General features: G+C 54.4%; 15 protein-coding genes. 7 read left to right on the plus strand and 8 right to left on the minus strand.

Features of this window, described 5'->3' with window-relative positions; all coding sequences use genetic code 11:
* Positions 1 to 521 precede the first annotated feature (521 nt).
* Positions 522 to 1535, plus strand: a complete 1014-nt coding sequence (locus C4S74_RS13505; RefSeq protein WP_103995834.1) for an LLM class flavin-dependent oxidoreductase — start codon at positions 522 to 524, stop codon at positions 1533 to 1535.
* A 352-nt stretch (positions 1536 to 1887) separates the two neighbouring features.
* On the opposite strand, the gene C4S74_RS13510 is transcribed toward C4S74_RS13505, so the two are convergent.
* The 5 genes from C4S74_RS13510 to C4S74_RS13530 form a co-directional block, all read right to left on the minus strand.
* Complete coding sequence (locus C4S74_RS13510) at positions 1888 to 3093, minus strand: S-layer homology domain-containing protein (protein ID WP_103995835.1); 1206 nt, start codon at positions 3091 to 3093, stop codon at positions 1888 to 1890.
* Positions 3094 to 3262: 169 nt separating this feature from the next.
* On the minus strand, positions 3263 to 3811 hold the full coding sequence (locus C4S74_RS13515; protein WP_103995836.1) for a hypothetical protein: 549 nt from the start codon (positions 3809 to 3811) through the stop codon (positions 3263 to 3265).
* Between the two features lie 116 nt (positions 3812 to 3927).
* On the minus strand, positions 3928 to 5454 hold the full coding sequence (locus C4S74_RS13520; RefSeq protein ID WP_103995837.1) for a DEAD/DEAH box helicase: 1527 nt from the start codon (positions 5452 to 5454) through the stop codon (positions 3928 to 3930).
* A 155-nt stretch (positions 5455 to 5609) separates the two neighbouring features.
* The gene (locus tag C4S74_RS13525) at positions 5610 to 6191 is read right to left on the minus strand and encodes an RNA polymerase sigma factor (RefSeq protein ID WP_103995838.1); all 582 of its coding nucleotides are present in this window, start codon (positions 6189 to 6191) and stop codon (positions 5610 to 5612) included.
* Positions 6192 to 6414: 223 nt separating this feature from the next.
* A complete protein-coding gene (locus tag C4S74_RS13530; protein WP_103995839.1) occupies positions 6415 to 7335 on the minus strand; it encodes a S9 family peptidase in 921 nt (306 codons plus the stop codon).
* Positions 7336 to 7480: 145 nt separating this feature from the next.
* Here C4S74_RS13530 and C4S74_RS13535 point away from each other — a divergent pair, with 145 nt between their 5' ends.
* Positions 7481 to 7738, plus strand: a complete 258-nt coding sequence (locus C4S74_RS13535; protein ID WP_103995840.1) for a DUF2573 family protein — start codon at positions 7481 to 7483, stop codon at positions 7736 to 7738.
* A gap of 57 nt (positions 7739 to 7795) precedes the next feature.
* Positions 7796 to 8044, plus strand: coding sequence for a YkuS family protein (locus tag C4S74_RS13540; protein WP_103995841.1), 249 nt, complete (start codon positions 7796 to 7798; stop codon positions 8042 to 8044).
* Positions 8045 to 8147: 103 nt separating this feature from the next.
* Here the strand turns inward: C4S74_RS13540 and C4S74_RS13545 are convergent, their stop codons facing one another.
* Together C4S74_RS13545 and C4S74_RS13550 are read right to left on the minus strand one after the other, a co-directional pair.
* Positions 8148 to 8924 carry an SDR family oxidoreductase gene (locus C4S74_RS13545; RefSeq protein WP_181024412.1) on the minus strand — a complete coding sequence of 259 codons (777 nt, stop codon included), beginning with the start codon at positions 8922 to 8924 and terminating at the stop codon, positions 8148 to 8150.
* Positions 8925 to 9212: 288 nt separating this feature from the next.
* Entirely contained in the window at positions 9213 to 9668 is a 456-nt protein-coding gene (locus C4S74_RS13550) for a chemotaxis protein CheX (protein WP_042233396.1), read from the minus strand.
* Positions 9669 to 10071: 403 nt separating this feature from the next.
* Here C4S74_RS13550 and C4S74_RS13555 point away from each other — a divergent pair, with 403 nt between their 5' ends.
* The 3 genes from C4S74_RS13555 to C4S74_RS13565 all read left to right on the plus strand — a co-directional run bounded on the left by C4S74_RS13555 (position 10072) and on the right by C4S74_RS13565 (position 12813).
* On the plus strand, positions 10072 to 10851 hold the full coding sequence (locus C4S74_RS13555; RefSeq protein ID WP_103995843.1) for a TIGR01457 family HAD-type hydrolase: 780 nt from the start codon (positions 10072 to 10074) through the stop codon (positions 10849 to 10851).
* A gap of 241 nt (positions 10852 to 11092) precedes the next feature.
* Positions 11093 to 11995, plus strand: coding sequence for a LysR family transcriptional regulator (locus tag C4S74_RS13560; RefSeq protein WP_103995844.1), 903 nt, complete (start codon positions 11093 to 11095; stop codon positions 11993 to 11995).
* Positions 11996 to 12006: 11 nt separating this feature from the next.
* Positions 12007 to 12813, plus strand: a complete 807-nt coding sequence (locus C4S74_RS13565; protein ID WP_103995845.1) for a histidinol-phosphatase — start codon at positions 12007 to 12009, stop codon at positions 12811 to 12813.
* A 178-nt stretch (positions 12814 to 12991) separates the two neighbouring features.
* Here the strand turns inward: C4S74_RS13565 and C4S74_RS13570 are convergent, their stop codons facing one another.
* Positions 12992 to 13309, minus strand: a complete 318-nt coding sequence (locus C4S74_RS13570) for a hypothetical protein (RefSeq protein ID WP_258042482.1) — start codon at positions 13307 to 13309, stop codon at positions 12992 to 12994.
* Between the two features lie 517 nt (positions 13310 to 13826).
* On the opposite strand from C4S74_RS13570, the gene C4S74_RS13575 reads away from it, so the two are divergent.
* Positions 13827 to 14807 (plus strand): cation diffusion facilitator family transporter, encoded by a 981-nt coding sequence (locus C4S74_RS13575; RefSeq protein WP_103995846.1) that lies wholly within the window; start codon positions 13827 to 13829, stop codon positions 14805 to 14807.
* Positions 14808 to 14924: the final 117 nt, after the last annotated feature.

A 14924-nucleotide genomic window follows, 5' to 3' on the forward strand; every position in this document is an offset into this window, starting at 1 on the left:
GGCTGCGGGTCTTTTCCGCGTTCGGGCGTGGCGGGGGCGCCTGGAGACGGCGGCATGGACGGGTTTCCGAGGCGGACCGGACCTTGGTACCGAAGGCCAGGAAACCGTATGCGGGACGAGCCGGGCTGTTGTACAGTTCGGCGGCTCATCGGGGGGCTGTGCATGGCACGACAGGGTCTACGGAAGCCGGGAGACCGTAAATCCGAGGGCGTGCCGGGCTTGCTGTACAGCTCGGCGGCTCATCAGGGCAGGCCTTGCTGCGGACAGAGGGCGGCGGAAGGCCGGAGTGAGCCCTCGCAGGGACCCCGGAAAGAAAAAAGGCCGTCTAGCGGGATTTCCACATTGCTAAGAAAACGAGCCCGTACAAAAGAGACTATCTCTCCCTTTTCCTTAATGCAGCAAGGTGTATGAAAAGAAACAATGCGGAGCGGAACGGAACTTTGACCTTGGAACGCAAATTTGTTACAGTTAAGATTACAGTTAAACCGTTTTTGTTACAGTTACCCACAAGAGGTGAGCTTATGTTGAAATTGGGGATTCTGGATCAATCGCAAGTAGCCGAAGGCCGTTCGGCCTCCGACGCTCTTAAAGAAACAACCCGGCTGGCACAGGAAGCGGACCGTCTCGGCTTCAGCCGCTACTGGGTTTCGGAGCATCACGCTTCGAAATCGCTGGCCCATTCGAGCCCCGAGGTGCTCCTGGCCCATCTCGCGGCGGCGACCTCCCGCATCCGCGTGGGCTCCGGCGGCATTATGCTGCCGCATTACAGCGCCTACAAGGTCGCGGAGAACTTCCGCCTGCTGGAAGCCCTGCACCCGGGCCGGATCGACCTCGGGCTCGGCCGCGCGCCGGGCGGCATGCCGCTGGCGACCCGCGCCCTGCAGGCGGACAAATACGTCAGCATCGACCGGTATCCCGATCAGGTAGCCGATATCGCCGGCTACCTTCACGAGTCGATGCCTCCCGAGCACCCCTTCGCCGCGCTGCAGGCCTCGCCCTCCATACCGACGGCGCCGGAGGTATGGCTGCTCGGCTCCAGCGGCGAAAGCGCCCGCATCGCCGCCAGACAGGGCGCCGCGTTCGGCTTCGCCCAGTTCTTCGGCAGCCCCGGCGGCGAGGAAGCCATGCGCCACTACAAGAAGCACTTCCAGCCTTCCGTGCTGGGCGACAAGCCCCGTACGCTGGCAGCCGTTCTGGCCGTCTGCGCGGACACCGAGGAAGAAGCGAACAAGCTCGCTTCGAGCACCGATTTGTACTTCCTGCGCCTGGAACGCGGCCTGGAGCTCGGGTTCTTCCCTTCCGTAGATACGGCGCTGAATTATCCTTACACGGAGTATGACCTGGCCCGCATCAAAGAGCGCCGGGAAAAACGCATCGTCGGCAGCCCCGAGCAGGTTAAGCGTCAGCTTCATGCAGTTGCGGAAGCTTACAGTGCGGATGAGCTGCTGATCGTATCGCCGATCCACAATTTCGGCGCCCGTCTCCGCTCTTACCGTCTGATCGCCGAAGCCTTCGGTATGAAAGCCGAGGGGTAAAGCAGGGCGGAGCATGACGCGGGCCAAGCCCTGCTGAGCGGCTTCGGCGGCTTCACACGGTAGCCGTCCGGCCCGCTTCTTCGACAAGGCGCTTCGCAAAGGGGCCGCTCGTTCAAAAAAGCCGCAGTCCGGGCATTTCCCGGATTGCGGGCTCTTCGGCCGTATTGTGCCGGTCCGCTCGCTTAGTACGGACCAACACGGCTGGGCCGATACCGCACGATAGACGGCTTGTTCTTGCCGGACGCCTTACTCTTGCGGCCTATGCAAACGATTTTCATACGGCAGCCCTACCTTCATAAAAAAGCCCGGAGCTTGGGATTTCTCCCAAACACCGGGCCTTTTGCCGTGTTTTTTATTTAATGACAATCGTCTCGACGACTTTGTCTTTGCCTTTCAGCTCAACCGGAGTCGGCTTAACCAGACGGCTTACGTCGCCCTGGATCACAACGTCGGAAGCTACCTTGTACGTTGCTTTGTCTCCACTACCGTACACCTGATTTGTCACGGTAACCGTAGCGATACGCCCGTCCTTGTTCAGCGTCATGGAGTCGAACAAGCCGCTCACCTGCAGCGTACGGTCTTCAACCGCTTTTTTCGTTACTTCGATAAAAACAACGGTGTTGTTGTACGAGCGCAGTCTGACGACATCCCCGTTTTGAAGCTGGGACGCGCTTACTTTGGCGCCGTTGCGGTAAACGAACACTTCAGGGTGCAGCGCATACGTCTTCAGGGTGCCGTTCTGATCAAGCACCAGCGTATTTCCGCTCACGGTACCCGTTACTTTGCCGACAGCCGTGGTTTGGTCCTGTCCCGGCATCTGGCTGTCCGTACGATCCAGCAGCGCGGCGAGCTGAGCGCGGGTTACCGGCATATTCGGACGGAACGTGTTGTCTTCGAAACCGTCGATCAGCCCTTTCTCGATAGCGACGGCCACATAACCGACGGCCCCGGCCGGAATCTGCTTCGCATCCTTGAACGAAAGCTGCGTGTTGACTTTCGCTTTAGCCTCGCCGTCCAGTTTCATCGCTTTCACGAGAAGGATAGTCGCCCACAGACGGTCGGCAGGCTTGGACGGCTGAACCATGTCCTCGTTTTCGCCGAACAGATCGTTCTCAAGCGCCACGGCCACGTAACCAACCGCCCAGTCGGGAATTTTGTTCGCATCCTTGAAGTTCAGCTTTGTCTGCTTCTCTTCGTTTGATTCCGCTTTATCGCGCAGGCCCATCAAGCGGACGGCAGCCGTAATGGCTTCAATGCGGGTAACCGTATTCCGCGGCTTGAACGAACCGTCCTCATAGCCTTCAAAAACACGCTTCGAAGAAAGGCTTGCAATATTTTTCAGCGCCCACTCCACATCCGAACCCTTCAGATCGTCAAACGTAATCCGGAAATCGAAAGAGCCGTGTACGCCTCCGTTTTTGCCATCTTTCCAATCTTTATCCTTATCGTGGTCCTTATCCTTGCCGTTTCCGTTAGCGAACGCGGCAGTGCCTCCGCCCATTGCCATAGCGAGTACGAGCGTGGATAGAACGGTTTTTTTCATGTTAAGTTTTTTCATCGGAAAACTCTCCTTTGTGCGTGTGGGAATCAGCCCCGGCCCGGGCTGGATGAACCGGCAACTCTTCGCGAAGTATTACGGTTTACACTATAGCAATTCTGGGAGTCTCGGCGTTTTAGGGGGGTCCGTTTCAAGAGCAACCGGTAAAATGATGAAAAAAAGTCCCACTCTACCTGAGAGTGAGACCGATCACGACGAAATCCGGATCAAAACGGACTTCTTTAATATGCACGATGGACGGCAAGTACGAATCTAGAGAAATCGCTGCGGGGGCGATAGAAACCACTCCCTGCGGCACTTCGAAGCTCCGGATATGCGTACCCGTATGCGTTACGGTCAGTTCCTTGCCTGTCCAGGCCAGTTTAAACGTCATTTGCGCCCCGACAGGAACGGTATTTTTCCAAAGCAGATTCACATCCGCGGTCAGATTATCGCCGCTTCTTGTAAAGTCCGCTCCGGTTATCGTTACATCGGGGGATACCCGTGCATGTTTGGCGATCGCCTTTTTGCCGAGCTGATTGAGTTCTTCATCGGATATGCGGACCTCGGGCTTCTTGCTCCGGATAATATCCACCAGTTGGCTTTCCAGCGAAATGTCCGTATACGCCAGATCAAGCTGCTGCTGCGGTTTGATATACGTCAACAGGCCCCAGGCCGCCAGCCCCGCCGCAACGGCCAGAACGAGCAGGACCACGATTATGCGCCGAATGATTTTCATGTTTATTCCCTCCTTGCCGTAATGACGCGCACGCTCTATTTACCCGGCGGACCCCAAATGAAAAAGCCGGTTCAACCGAACCGGCCTGGAGTCTTATACGCGTACCTCGGCCACGGTTATTTTCCGTCGCCGTCTCTTTTGGCTTTCAGCCATTTCGGCGCGCCTTTGTTTTTGCGGTCCTGGGCGGTCTCCTGCTTGCGGGCGGCCTTGCGCGAGGCCGGCTGCTGCGCGGAGCTTCCGCGCGCCGCTCCTCCGCGTCCCTCGGCCGTACCGCTCCGGGCGGCTGAGCCTGCGCTGCCCCGGCCCGTACCGGCCGGCGCGCCGCTGCGGCCGCTCTCCCCGCGGCGGTCCGCGGAGAGGCGCTCCCCGCCCGCGCCGGAGGCTCCGCCGCGGCGGGCTCCCGCTTCGTCGCTGGATGCGCTCCGGGCCGGGCCCGGTACGCGGGCTGCCCCGCCGCCCGCGTCATCCCGGCGCGGTGCGCCGCGGAAGCCGCTGCGCGGGCCTTCGCCGGCGTCGACCACCCGGCCCTCGTACATCTCCTTCTCGTCGATGGAGATGCGCAGAGCCTTGCGGAACTTATCGATGATGAACCGCTCCTTCGGAGCGACGATCGAGATCACGGTTCCGCTGCGGCCCATTCTTCCGGTACGCCCTGCACGATGCAGGTAGTACTCGGCGTTAAGCGGCATGTCGAGGTTGATGACATGCGTCACTTCCTCGATGTCGAGCCCGCGGGCCGCGACATCGGTAGCCAGCAGCAGCTGGAACTTGCCTTCGCGGAACGACTGCATGACGTTCGCCCGCTGCTGCTTGCCGGCCTCCCCGTAGAGCGCCTCCACGGACAAGCCGAGGTGCTGCAGCTTCGATACGACTTCGGACACGTCGGCCGTCGCATTGACGAACACCATCGCTTTGGGCGGTTCGTAAAGGCGGACGATCCGGCGGAGCGTGTCGATTTTATTGCGGGCTTCGCAGTTAAAAGCGAAATGCTCCAGCGTGGAAGCCGTACGCTGGTCGGGATTGATCCGGATCTCGGCGGGATCGTTCATCAGGCTTTCCGCCGCTTGCCCGATCTCGGCCGGAATGGTCGCCGAGAAGAACAGCGACTGCGACGAGCGCTGCAAGGCTTTAAAGATCGCATAAACTTCTTTCATGGAGCCCAGCTCCAGCACGTGATCGACTTCATCCACGATCAGCGTGGATACATGATGCACATTCAGTTTACGAGCCTTGATCAGCTCGTTGATGCGGCCGGGGGTACCGATAATCAGGTGCGGAGAGCCCTTCTTAAGCTTCTCCACCTGCCGGGCCAGAGCCGCTCCTCCGATCAGAGCCTGACACTTGATGGGGCCGTCGCCGATCAGATCTTCCGCCACGCGCAAAATCTGCATGCCGAGCTCCCGTGTCGGAACGATGATGGCCGCCTGGACATGCTTCGCGTTCACATCGATCCGCTGCAGGGCCGGAAGCAGGAATGCGAGCGTTTTGCCCGTTCCCGTTTGCGACTGCACAATAGCGTCCCGTCCCGTAAGAATGAGCGGGATCGCCTCGGCCTGAACGGCCGTCGGTTTGGCTATCCCCCGTTCCTTCAACTTTTCCGCCCAGACGGGGGCGATTTGCAGCTGTTCAAAATTGTCGTACATGAAGAACCTCTTTTCTGTATACCGTTGTTGTTTGTCTACATTATACGCGAGGAAGCTCCCGGTAACAAACCGGAATCACGCCAAAAAAGGATGGGCTGCGGGGCTTGACCGCTTTTCCCACCCCTTAACGGGTAGTATTGGCCTGCGTGAAGCGCTTATTTAAGAAAATCCCATTCCTCCAAAAGCATTTGCCGGATCGCTTCGCGCGCACGGTACAGACGCTGCCGGATGACGCCTTCCGTCACGTTCATCTCCTCGGCCATTTCCTTGTAAGACATGTTCTGAACGACTTTCATCGCCAGAATCTGCCGGTAAGCGGGGCTGAGCTGGTTCACGTAATGGCTTATCGCTTCCTGCATGATCTTCAGTTCAACCTCCTTCTCCAGCGGTGTGCTGCCGGCCTCGTATGCCGGGGCGGTTTCCCTTAGCGTCAGCGTAATCTCCGAATCCAGTTCGTTGCGGTTGCGCTTATGTTTCTGCAGGTAGTTAAGCGTCACGTTGCGCGTCAGCTTCTTCAGCCAGCTTTCATATTTCTCCGTTTCCTTCAACTGAGGAGCCTTGTCGATCGCGCGGAGAAACGATTCCTGAATAATATCCTCGACCAGATTGTGATCTTGCAGGATAAAATAAATGGTCGGATAGACCATGACATGGAATTCTTTATATATTTTTTCCTGGAGGCTTTTATCCAGGTGGAAGTAATTCGATGTAAACAAATGAATCATGTACTTTGACATGAGACATCCCCCTTATGTAAACCATTCCTAAAATTCATATTAGGCTATAGCGAGGGAGTTAACAATATTAAACAGCAAAAAAAATCATTATATTTACAGAAAAAGCTTACATTTCTATCCAAACCTGCTTCTAAGTCTCATTTCGTATAAATACAGGCGGGATAACGCCATTTTCAGCTCCTGAAATGGAGGTTTTTTTCTGTTTTTAATTAGGAATTTTAAACTAATTTTCTTCTTTTTTGCTTTTCTTCCCTTCTATTTCATTTCTTTTTTGCTCCATCCAGCGGAATACCTCGTCCAGCGCCACTTCGTCCATTTCTTTCGGAAAACGGTGCTCAAGCCCTTCGTAAATGAGCATGGTGTGGTCTTTGCCCGCATGTTCAAGCGCCGCTGCCAGCTTGTAAGCGTGCGAAACGTTAACCTGCGGATCGGCGGTTCCGTGCACGATCAGTACGGGAGAGTCGATAAGGTCGGCCCATCTGGCCGGCGACCTGCGGATATATTCATCCGCCTGCTTGAGGGGATGGCCGACAACCCGTTTGAGCATGCGCCGCAGGTCGACCCGCTCCTCATACGTGTCGTGAAGGTCGCTGACGCCGCCCCATACGACGACGGGGCCGACTTCCTCGCAGTCTCGGGCGGCCAGCAGCGCCATCAGGGCGCCGCGGGAGAAGCCGATCAGCGAGACCGGTACGGAAGCGACCTCGGGCAGATCCCGCAGCATCAGCAGCCCGTGATACACATCGTACCGGTCCTCACCGGCAAAGTCCTCGCGTCCTTCTCCCCCTTCGTTGCCGCGGTAGAAGGGCGCGAAGACGACACAGCCCCGCCGCGCCATCGAAACGATCCGGCGGATCCGGACCATTCCTACACGCCGGATGCCTCCCCGGCAGTAGACGACGGCCGGCAGCGGCTCCGCGTGATCCGGCACGGCCAGGTAACCTTTCACGCGAAGTCCCTGGGCCGCATACGTCACAACGTACAGCGACACGTTTCTCGCGTGCCGGGACAACAGCTCCCGCTCCAGGAGCTGGCCGTCTTTCAGGCTTCCCGCTTCGCTTCCGCCTGCCGCGCGCACGGCAGGCGACAAGGTGACCGGCGAGAGGGTGCTGATTTTTTTCCCCGATTGAATGGATTCCGACATGGTTGTACAGCCTCCTTGTATGTAAACGTCGTGATTGCAAGAATGAACAGATGCGGATGGGGTTGCCTCCGCGCTGGAACTTTACAGTCCCCCTGGCTTCCGATAGACTGGAAGTATCTTATTTTCATACGGAAGGAATGATCTTATGAGTCAAGAATTCGAAAACGAGTTTAACGCCCTCGTATCCAAAGCGGCCGAGCTGTTGACCGGAGACGATTCCTCCGAAATGACCGAGAAAATAAAAATCTGGGCCATCTATCAACACTTACATAAAGCGATGCCCGCCCTGACGAATCACTGGAACGGCTCGCATCCCGAAGCCAAAGCGCAAGTCCGGGCGATTTTCGAGGAAATACGCGATCTTAACGAGCGGCAGAAAGCGAGCCGGGGCAAGCCTGAATAAGATTCCGTCTCCACAGCCACAATAAGCCGGAGATCCCTTATAAAGGAGCAAAGGCATATGTCTAAAATCGCAGTCGAAGACAACTTGTCCAGTGTCAAACAGGCCCTGCAGAGCAGCGGCTACGAGGTTACCTCGTTAAATCAGGCGGACGGAGCGTCCTGCGTGGTCATTTCCGGTTTGGACCAGAATGTGATGGGCTTTGCGGACGCCGTCACCTCCGCTTCCGTCATCAACGCTCACGGCTTGACGGACGAAGAAATCGTTCAGGAAGTAAGCAGAACGACCGGTCAAAACCAGGGCTTCTGACCGGAGCGGCCGGTTCCCGTTTTTTTCCCGCAAGTTTTGCCGCACCAAACAACGGATTAAAAAAGCGATTCTCCTTCTGGGGAGAGCCGCTTTTTTTCTTGGCTTATTTCTTGTTCAGCATACGCTGCGCGGATTTATCCAGCAGGCGGGGAAACAGCGAATACAATTTCGTGCCTATTCCCGCTATAAAAGGGAGGTCGATCTCCGCTTTGTCTTTCTCGACCGCGCGAATGATCGCCCCGGCCACCCGCTCGGGCTTCAGCATAAACCAGCTGATGTTCTTGACGTAGTTCCCCGTAGGGTCAGCCCGTTCGAAGAACGGGGTGTCGATCGGGCCCGGGTTGACGGCGCTCAGCCGGACCCCGGTGCCGGCCAGTTCCTGGCGCAGCGAGTTAGTCAGGCCGAGCACGGCGTGCTTGGTGGCGGAATATCCGGACGATTTCGCCGATCCGATTTTGCCGGCCATGGAAGCGATATTGACGATGTGGCCGGAGCCCGATGCGATCATGGCCGGGAGAACCGCTTTCGTGCAGCGGACGATGCCCAGGTAGTTCACGTCCATCATCTCTTCGAACTGCTCCAGCGGGGCGTCCACAAACCGTTCGAATACGCCGAATCCCGCGTTGTTGATAAGAACGTCGATCCGTCCGTACTTCGCCGTAACTTCGGCGAATACCCGGTTCACTTCGGCGGTGTCCTGCACATCGAGCCGGTACACGCCGCACTGCCCGCCGATCTCTGCCGCCAGCTCTTCCAGCTTGTCCCGCGACCGTGCCATAAGGACGGGCACGGCTCCGCGCTGCGCCAACGCCCGCGCGGTCTGCGCGCCGATTCCGCTGGAGGCCCCGGTGATGACGACTATTTTGCCTTCAATATTCATGAATGTGCTTCTTCTCCTTCCGGTGACGCTTGTAGGCTTAGTATACCTTACGCGGCTTTTCTTCACCAGGCGGTGGCGGGCGGGAGGATTTTATTCCGCCGTGTTTACTGAGAGCGGCGCTTTGAGACCGGTGCGGCGGATGGGAGAGTTTGATAATTATAAAATTTCGTAGAATTTGGCTCACAAATGGGCCGCGCCTTCTTCTCCGTCCCGTAAAAAAGAAATCAAAAAAAGACTGCTTCCTATAGAAGCAGTCTTTCCGCGGCTCTCCGGCTTGATCGGGTTAATCTAAGCGAGAAGAACCTGAATATCCAATTCTCCGATTCCGTCCATGAGCAGAGGAACCGTCAGCGCTTTCAGTGCATCCACCTCATGAATGTCTCCCGTGACAACCTTGGGGGGTGTAATGTCAACCTTGATGCCCTGATTGTACAAGATCGTGCTGGCGTTGCCGCTGATCATGTTGCCGAGCTCGGAAATCGCGCTGTGTCCCATTTCGTCCAGTTCGGTCAAAATAAATCCGCCCATCATAGCGGAAACCATCCGTAGCGCCGTTGACTCTTCAAAGCCGAAGCGTATGTTTCCCTGCATTTGACCGGTCATACCGATTTGTATCCATACATAACGTTCGATAAAGTAAATATCTTTGACAGACAATTTACCGGTAGTCGGACGCACGTTCGCGACTTGTTCGATGACAATCCGCGCGGATTCCAGAAAAGGATTGATGTATTCCGCTTTCATGTGCTCTTTAACCCCTTTACCAACATATAGGAACAACAAATTGATTTCACAAGGTGATCAAACCGTCCCTCCGGTTTAGGCACTCATGTCGGATTTTTCACGAACCAACTTACACATTTTTCTACATTATATAGTAAAATTCTTTGTCCGTATACTTCTTTTGTCCTATTTTATCCATGTCAGATTTGAGACTTTCTTATCATTGGACCTATAAAGCGGAGGCAATCGGGAAAAGAATCGAGCGGCGGACCTACTTGCCGATTTCCGTATTTTCATCATGCGGTCATAAACGAATCAGACGTTTACCGGATTAGACGCCGCCGAACCGCTTTGCACGTCATAAATGACCCCGCTTGTGAGGAAGCATTCCGTTTGGTACGATTAAAGGTGAGGTGAACAAAACATGCACGGATTTTTAATTGATTTGGACGGCACATTGTACAAAGGGAACGAAGCCATACCGGGCGCGAAGGAGTTTGTGGAGCGGCTCAAGGAGAACGGTCTTCCTTATCTCCTTGTAACCAACAATTCGTCCCGCTCGCCGGAACACGTAGCCGGCCATTTGAACGGAATGGGCATAGAAATCGGCCCCGACCGCGTGTACACGACGGCCATGGCATCCGCCCAGTATTTGCTGGAACACGGCAGCGGGAAGCGTGTTTTCTGCATCGGCGAAGCAGGACTGCAGAACGCTCTGCAGGAAGCCGGATTCGAGCTTACCGAGAAGGAGCCGGACTATGTCGTTCAGGGTATCGACCGGCAGCTCACCTACGACAAGCTGGCATCGGCGGTCAGGCATCTGCTCGGCGGCGCCCGGTATATCCTGACGAACCCGGACCACCTGCTTCCGTCCGACAGCGGCCTGATTCCCGGAGCGGGCTCTATTGGCGCCCTCATCCGGACCGCTTCCGGCGCCAATCCGGTCGTTATCGGCAAGCCGTCGCCGATTATTATGAACTATGCTTTGGCCCGTCTGGAACTGGAGGCGAAAGACACATGGGTGATCGGCGACAATACCGCGACGGACATCGGCGGAGGGATAGCGGCCGGCTGCCGGACCGCCCTCGTGCTTACTGGCCTTGCCACGGAAACGAACGTTCAAGAACAGATTTCGAAGTCCGGGAACGAACCGGACCTGATTTGCCGCGACCTGCCTCATTTATGGAACAGCCTTATGAAATAATCCGGCCTGATGCCGGAAAGTACACGGAATCTTATCCATGTGAAGCGGGATTCCTTTTGAGAAAGGATGCCCGTTTCCCCCTCTTCCGTCAAACCCGACCTGACCGACCGTACGCCGAACCGTTTGTCATTTATTTACAAACGTTCGTTGAACTCTCCCCGGCGATCCTTTATAATAAAACTAAATTTAAGTTATCTCGTTATATGTTTCGATAAATTTTACTTATATCGGAGGGCTGCCCATGAATCTCAATCAATTGGAGACGCTCATCACGATTTCCAAGACGATGAGTTTCCGTAAGGCAGGCGAACTTCTCAACCTGACGCAGCCGGCCGTATCTGCGCAGATTAGAAGCTTGGAAGAAGAGTTCGGGACGATTCTGATCGACCGCAACCAGCCTGTAACGCTGACGGACAGCGGCAAGCTGTTTCTGGAGCATGCCGAGAGAATCCTCCGCACCGTCGAGGATTTGAAGCAGCGGCTGGCCGATCTGAGCCAGACTCCCCAGGGCCATATCCATATCGGGACGACCACGTCCATTGCCATGCAAATTTTACCGCGGGTTCTGTTTTATTTTCAGGACCAGTTCCCTTTAATCAAAACCACCATTCATTCCATGACCTCTTCGCAAATTATGGCCAGTGTCGACAACGGCAGTGTAGATATCGGCATTTCATATCTCTACGAAAAGTATCCGTCTCTGGAAGCTTCCGTCCTGTACTACGACACGTTCGAGCTCATCGTCTCCACCAGTCACCCGCTTAGCCGGTACGCACATATTTCCATCGAGAAGCTGCGCAATCTGCCCTTTATCATGCTGTCGCCGGAAACGGCGGGACGCCGGTTCGTGGATCAGGTGTTCAAGACGTACGATATCAACCCGCAAATCGTTATGGAGCTGTCCAGCAGCGAAGAAGTCAAACGGATGGTAGAGCTGAATCTCGGCGCCGCCATCATCTCCAAGTTGTCTGTCGTCAACGATCTCGACCACGGAACACTGAAAATGGTGAAAGTAGACGAGCTCGATATCACTCATCCCGTCGGTGTTGTGTACAAATCCGGCCGCTATCTCAACTCTGCGATGCATCAGTTCCTGCAGGATTTGAAAGGAATGCCGGAAACTCAATTTCTCGGTTCCGAATAGGAGGGCTACTAATGAAATTCGATCTTCATACGCACAACGAAAGATGCGGGCATGCAACGGGGACCATCCGTCACTACGTAGACGCGGCGGTGGAAGCGGGCTTGTCCGTGATCGGCATTTCGGATCACTCCCCTTATTTTTACAGCGAGCAGGACCAGCTGTTTCCCGGGATTGCCATGGGCAAAAGCGCTTTCGCCGCCTATGTGGATGAAGTGCTGAGCCTGAAGAAAGAATACGCGGGCAAAATCGAAGTGCTGCTTGGCGTCGAATCCGACTTTTTCCCGGAGCATCTGGACTTGTACCGTTCCATGTATGAGAAATTCCCTTTCGACTATATTATAGGATCGGTGCACTTGTCCGGAGGCGTCAGCATTTTTAACAAAAACCGGTGGAAAGGGCTTGACGAAGCCCAGCATATCGTCCATAAAGAAACTTACTACGATCTGATCCAGCAGTCGGCCAGAGCCGGACTGTTTCAGATACTGGGTCATATCGACGCGATGAAAGGATTCTATCCCGCTTTCTCGGACATCCCCACTCCGAAAGTGGACGAAACTTTGAAAGTCATCGCGGAAGAGGACGTGGCGATTGAAATCAATACCTCCGGCAAAACCAAAACCGTCGGGGGCTGGTATCCGTCCGATCTTATACTGGAACGTGCCCTTCATTACGGGGTAAAAGTCACTTTCGGCTCGGACGCCCATGTTCCCCAGCGTGTCGGCGACGATTTCGAGCTGGTAAGCAAGCGGCTGAAAGAAATCGGCTTTAAAGAATGGTGTTTCTTCCGCAATAAAGAGCGGGTTCTCGTTTCCTTGTAACTTCCCCGCGTTTATAAAAAGTCAAAAAGAAACCGGCCGTCAAACGGCCGGTTTCTTTTTGATTCTAAGCTGAGATTGCTTGAGCATTCCCGCACTTAACGGAAGCAGCGGAAAGAACACTCTAACTGCATTAAGCCTCAGCAGTCTGCTTTTGAACCGTTATCAGGCAGTAACGAAATTACTGGAAGCGGTAGTTGGCGGAATTGTTATTTTGCTGGGAGTAGATAGCGGTATTGTTGAAAGATTGCTCCAGCTGCCCGCAAATTTGCGACACGTGCTGCAATTGCTGGACGGCACGGCTGTGGCCTTGAAGAGCCGTTTGGATAATCTGGCTCGCTTGACGCTCTCTTTGGGCAAGCTGTTCCAGCTGCTGGGCGTTCTGCTGCTCTTGCTGAAGCAGCTGCTGGTATACGGCACTTGCCTGCTGCGTTTGCTGGATAAGCTGTTGAACCGTTTGCTGACAGTGCTGCAGCTGTTGATTGTAATTGTTATACATCGTGTAGTCCCTCCGGTAACGTAGTTTGGGCGCCTTCACGGACTGCCTGGAATAGCTTCCCCTCCCTACCGGAGATCATACAGGAAAAAAGCGTCCGTAACATCGGATACAACTTATATTCACGATGCAGCGTACTCATTCTGAGGCTGCCGGACATTATGGCAGCGGATGCAGAAAGGTTTCCGGACAAAAAAAGCAGGCTTACCAACGGGGTAAGCCTGAAACGTTGTATATTAAAAAGGGGGTCTTGGTTATTATAATACCTCCCTTACATTATAGGAACGTAACAGAAATGTTTCATTTATGTAACAAAATTGAAAGCGTTCTCTTATATTCCGACAGCAACTTCCCCGTGTTCGGCAGCATTCGCCTATGAAAAATCCGCTTTTGACTATTTCATAGAACAGCCGTTGCAGGATTTCGGGACGTGACGTATAATTCCAACAGAACAACCTGGTAAAGTGTCTACTATCGTCCGTTCATTCATATAACAAAAGCCGGAAAGAAGGTACAAGCCATGACCGATTATCATCATCTTGACCATGTAAAGGAACAATCCACTTCCAAGCGTACGCTGTGGATTACCCTTCTGCTCACGTTATTTTTCACCATTGTCGAAGTTGTCGGAGGGATTATGTCGAATTCCCTTGCCCTTCTCTCCGATTCCGCGCATATGATCTCAGACGTTATTGCGCTCGGACTCAGCATGACCGCCATTTACCTGGCCTCAAGAGAACCTAACAGCCGGTATACGTTCGGCTTTCTGCGGTTTGAAATTATCGCCTCCTTCCTCAACGGGCTGGCCTTGGCCGTCATCGCTATCGGAATCCTTGTCGAAGGAATCAAGCGCTTTTACGATCCGCAGAACATTGATTTCAAACTTATGCTCATCATCTCCTCCATCGGATTCGTGGTCAATCTGGTGCTCACACTGGTTTTGCACCGCAGCATGGAGGAAGAGGAGAATCTCAATGTCCAGAGCGCTCTCTGGCATTTTATCGGTGACTTGCTCAGCTCCGTAGGAGTTATCATTTCGGCGGTCATCATTTACTTTACGGGATTGCTTTGGTTCGATCCCCTGATCAGTATCGTAATCGGCGGCATTATTTTCATCGGCGGCAGCCGGATCATTAAAGAATCTTTCCTCATTCTTATGGAATCCGTTCCCGCCAAGTTTAATCTGGAGGAAATCCGCGGGGACATCGGTAACGTCGAAGGCGTCGAAGATGTCCATGAAATGCACCTTTGGGCGATTTCGACCGATCATTACTCTCTGACCGCGCACGTTTTTATCGATGACAAAATCCAACCTTTCTGCATCATTCTCGCCATTAACGAAACGCTGAAGGAAAAGTACGGCATTACGCATTCCACCATTCAAATGGAACATGCGGGCATTCATCCTCACGGCGAATACGGCCGGGAATTTCTGAAGCACCGGGAGGAAAAGCACCAGGAAAATTCTCTGCCTCCCGTTCATAAACAAGCTGTGACATGATAGGCAAACGGCATTGCAAAACACCGGTTTTCCCTAAAGGGGTCCGGTGTTTTTCGCTTTTCCGGGCTTGTACCATTCTTATGCCGGGTGATTTATAATGGATCTAATGGTTCCATC

This window comes from Paenibacillus sp. UNC499MF (assembly GCF_900107975.1).
GTDB lineage: Bacteria > Bacillota > Bacilli > Paenibacillales > NBRC-103111 > Paenibacillus_F.